5 protein-coding genes are annotated in these 3,452 nt (G+C 61.2%); 1 reads left to right on the top strand and 4 read right to left on the bottom strand.

Going from position 1 to position 3,452, the window contains the following annotated elements; all coding sequences use genetic code 11:
- From AC5590_RS15305 to AC5590_RS15290, 4 genes are all read right to left on the bottom strand, one after another.
- The coding region (locus AC5590_RS15305) for an aminotransferase class V-fold PLP-dependent enzyme (protein WP_169268845.1) at window positions 1-651 on the bottom strand (651 nt) is incomplete at its 3' end.
- 9 nt (window positions 652-660) lie between these two features.
- Complete coding sequence (gene gcvH, locus AC5590_RS15300) at window positions 661-1,047, bottom strand: glycine cleavage system protein GcvH (RefSeq protein WP_169268844.1); 387 nt, start codon at window positions 1,045-1,047, stop codon at window positions 661-663.
- Between the two features lie 87 nt (window positions 1,048-1,134).
- The gene (gene rpiB, locus AC5590_RS15295; RefSeq protein ID WP_169268843.1) at window positions 1,135-1,599 is read right to left on the bottom strand and encodes a ribose 5-phosphate isomerase B; all 465 of its coding nucleotides are present in this window, start codon (window positions 1,597-1,599) and stop codon (window positions 1,135-1,137) included.
- Window positions 1,596-2,720: an arsenate reductase/protein-tyrosine-phosphatase family protein gene (locus AC5590_RS15290; RefSeq protein WP_169268842.1), complete on the bottom strand. Its 1,125-nt coding sequence runs from the start codon at window positions 2,718-2,720 to the stop codon at window positions 1,596-1,598. Before AC5590_RS15290 ends, rpiB begins: the two co-directional genes overlap by 4 nt.
- A 519-nt stretch (window positions 2,721-3,239) precedes the next feature.
- Between AC5590_RS15290 and AC5590_RS15285 the strand changes: the two genes are divergently transcribed.
- The coding region (locus AC5590_RS15285; protein ID WP_211178789.1) for a hypothetical protein at window positions 3,240-3,452 on the top strand (213 nt) is incomplete at its 3' end.

Genomic DNA, 3,452 nt, shown 5'->3' with positions numbered 1-3,452 from the left:
CTGCAAGGGGATGCCGAGCGATTGCCCCTCCGCGACGGCAATGTCGGCACCGCGGTCTGCGGGCCGTTTCAGAACTCCAAGGCTGATCGGATCGAACGATACGATGCACAATGCACCGTGCTGGTGAGCCAGTTCGCTCACGGCAGCAACGTCTTCCAATGCGCCGAGCACGTTCGGATCCTGCACGACAATCGCAGCGGTTTGATCATCGACGAGCTTCGCCAGGGCGGCCGCATCCGTCACCCCATTGGCAACCGGCGCGACGCGGACCTCGGTACCGAAGTGCAGCACATGCGTCTGCACCACCTGCACGGCTTCGGGATGCACACCGCCGCACATCACGACATTGCCGCGGCGATCGGTGGACCGCATCGCCATCGTCACCGCTTCGCTGATCGCCGAGCCACCTTCGTAGAGGCTGGCGTTGGAGACGTCCATCCCCGTCAGTTCGCAGATCAGCGATTGGTACTCGAAGAAGGCCTGCAGACTCCCTTGCGACGCTTCGGCCTGATACGGCGTGTAAGCCGTGTAGAACTCGCCACGGCCGGTGATTTCATCGACCACGCTCGGAATGAAGTGATCGTACGCACCGCCGCCGAGGAAACATGTCCGCGCTGAGGCCCCCGTCGTGTCGGCTGCGAGTCTCCGCACTTGACCTGTTCAGTGCGATTCACTCTCGCAGTGCGCGGCATACGCCGCGGCGTCCAACAGCGCGTTCACTTCCGCGGGGTTTGATATCTTCAGCTTGATCATCCATGCCTTGGCGTGCGGATCCTGCTGCAACCATTCAAGATTGTCCGCGAGCGGCTTGTTCACTTCGGTTACGGTTCCCGAGACCGGCGCGTAAAGGTCGCTGACGTGTTTCACGCTCTCGATCTCGCCGAACGAATCGCCCTGAGCCACCGTCTTGCCGATTTTAGGCAGATCGACAAACACGAGATCGCTGAGCAGTTTCACGGCGAATTCGGTGATGCCCACCGTGGCGATGTCACCGTCGACGGTGACCCATTCATGCGTCTTGGCAAAGCGAGAAGGTTGTGAACTCAACGTCGGACTCCTTCCGGGAGAGTGTGAAACGATGTGTGGAGAGCGGTTGCGCCGCAGTGTACGGATCGGCTACCGCCCCGTCGACTGTCACGGGTTCGGACGCGGGCATCCATTCTGGGCTTCAAACATCGCGATCTTTTCCAACCGGCGAGCGTGCCGCCCCCCTTCGAACTCGGTCGTCAACCAGATTTCCACCATCCGGCTGACGAGTCGCTCACCCAGCAGATCGGCCGACAGGCAAAGCACGTTGGCATCGTTGTGGCGACGACTCATCTCAGCGGTCAGGTCGTCGTGACAGGGAACCGCGCGAACGCCGCAGAATTTGTTAGCGACGATGCACATCCCCATCCCGGTCCCGCAGATCAGGATGCCGCGATCGATGGCGCCGGTCGTGACCGCCTGGGCGACTTTCGCCGCGAAGTCCGGATAGTCCACGCTTTCGCCGGAAACCGGACCGTAGTCGAGCGGTTCGTGCCCGAGTTCGGCGACCTGCTCGAGGATTTTCGCCTTCACCTGGTATCCGCGGTGATCACTCGCAACGGCGATTTTCATGGCTTCGGTTTCGACTCCGGAACGATACGGTTCGCCAACGCTTCCACGTAGCGCTGAATTTCCTGCTTACACGACTGGTAGGCGTCTCGACCTGCGCCGATCGGGTCGGAGACGTCCGACTTTTCGGGGGACAGCAACTGCACGCGCTCGGTCAAATCGGGCCGCTCCGCCAGAATGGCCTGACGATGCGATCGCGTCATCGTGTAAATCTGGTCGGCCTGATTCAGCAGCCGTTCGGTCAGCGGCTGGCTTTCGTGGCCGCGCAGATCAATCTGCTCTTCCGCGAGGAGTTCCACTCCTTCACGACTCGCCGGGGCTCCCACCGCCGCCGATAATCCCGCCGACAGGACAATATAGCCCCGATCCACGAGATCGTCTTCCGTACAACCTAACCTTGTTGACAGGGCTCGGCGGAAAAGGACTTCGGCCATCGGACTGCGACAGGTGTTTCCCGTGCAGACAAACAGAACAATTTCGCTCGCCAGCCGTTGCAGATTGCGATCGCTTACCACTCCCGGACTGCGGACCGACCAGTTGCCCACGTTGTCGTGAAAGCGGACATCGGTGGTGGTTTCACCATAGCGACTGGGGCCATCGTCGATAATCAGCGCGGCAAGATCGTTGACCGCACCGACAGCTTCCGTAGCGGTTCGCCAGCCGGTCGCGGTTGCGGTGTCTGCCAGCGCTACCAGCGGGGTGGGCAGCAATCGTTGGATCTCATGCCAGACGGCGTGGGCGGGCGTCCGCACACCGACGCCGTTGTCACCGGTGGTCAACGCCGACTGCGTGGGGGTGGGCAGCCGATTCCACAATCCGGTAAGCAGATCCGTCCCAAACGACAGAACCAGCGGACCGGGCCAGCAACGTGAGGCCAATTTTCGTGCTGAAGCCGGCAACGTCGAGAGATAATCCCGAGTTTCATCCAGTCCCTTCACCACGAGTGTGGTTTCCCCGAATGTCCGAACCCCCTTTGCCGCTTCCGGTTGCAGCGCCGATCCGACAACGGTGTAGAACGTTTCGGTTGGGAGAACGACGAGGCGACCCTGCGATAATTCCTCACACGCCCGGTGGATGACATCCCGCGGATCATCGGCTCGCCGCAAATCGAGGATTTCGGGCATGCGTCCGCATTTCGAACGGGTCGTGGATCGGGAATTCGTCTCGGGGGACACACCCCAAGACGCGCAGTCGAAGCAGACTGGCACGGCGGAACGCTTCCCCATTCAGGCGACGTGCTGACCGCCCGCGAACCACCGCACGCCCGGAAGTGTACCCTTCTTCCGTAAGATCATCAAGTACGCGCCGGGATGTTATCATACACAAGGTCAAATGCGACAAAGAGTTTCGCTTCGCCGACTTTTCCCGGACCGTAGCTGCATGCTGTGCTGGCCCCGATCTGCGACGAAGCGATCCGGTTTGTGGCTGTTCTTCGCAAAGACACCGCGGGCCTCTATAATCTTTTGTTGCCCAGTCGTTTCCCGGCAGTTGACCGTACCTTCGCAGCGGCATAGAGTTCCCTTGCCGGACTGCGGACCCATTCGGAGCGCAGCGCCAGGAATCCCTTCCGTTTGTGACACTTACGACGCATCGCTCCGTGTGAAGAGCACTTCACATCAACCGGGGGATGCGATGGTGGATTGATGACGACACCGGAACCGCGGCCGAACGATCAAGAGGGTTCTGATTCCACGCCTCGGAAGGGGTTGCCGTCGCGGCGGACCGAGCGGCCGCCCTCGGGGAATCTGTTCTGGTATCTGATGATCGGCGTCGTGCTCGCCGCGCTGCTGACGACGCTCGCCATCGGCTCGCGCATCGGCGCGGATCTCTTGGAAACGCTGACCTCGATGTTCAAC

The organism is Brasilonema octagenarum UFV-OR1, assembly GCF_963888615.1.
Lineage (GTDB): Bacteria > Cyanobacteriota > Cyanobacteriia > Cyanobacteriales > Nostocaceae > Brasilonema > Brasilonema sennae.
Note: the sequence above shows the minus strand (reverse complement) of the source record. Positions and strands in the feature narration are given on the sequence as shown.

Excerpts from the sequence above, each read along its gene's own strand:
- rpiB (WP_169268843.1), bottom strand. The coding sequence starts at position 1,599 with ATGAAAATCGCCGTTGCGAGTGATCACCGCGGATACCAGGTGAAGGCG.
- AC5590_RS15290 (WP_169268842.1), bottom strand. The coding sequence starts at position 2,720 with ATGCCCGAAATCCTCGATTTGCGGCGAGCCGATGATCCGCGGGATGTC.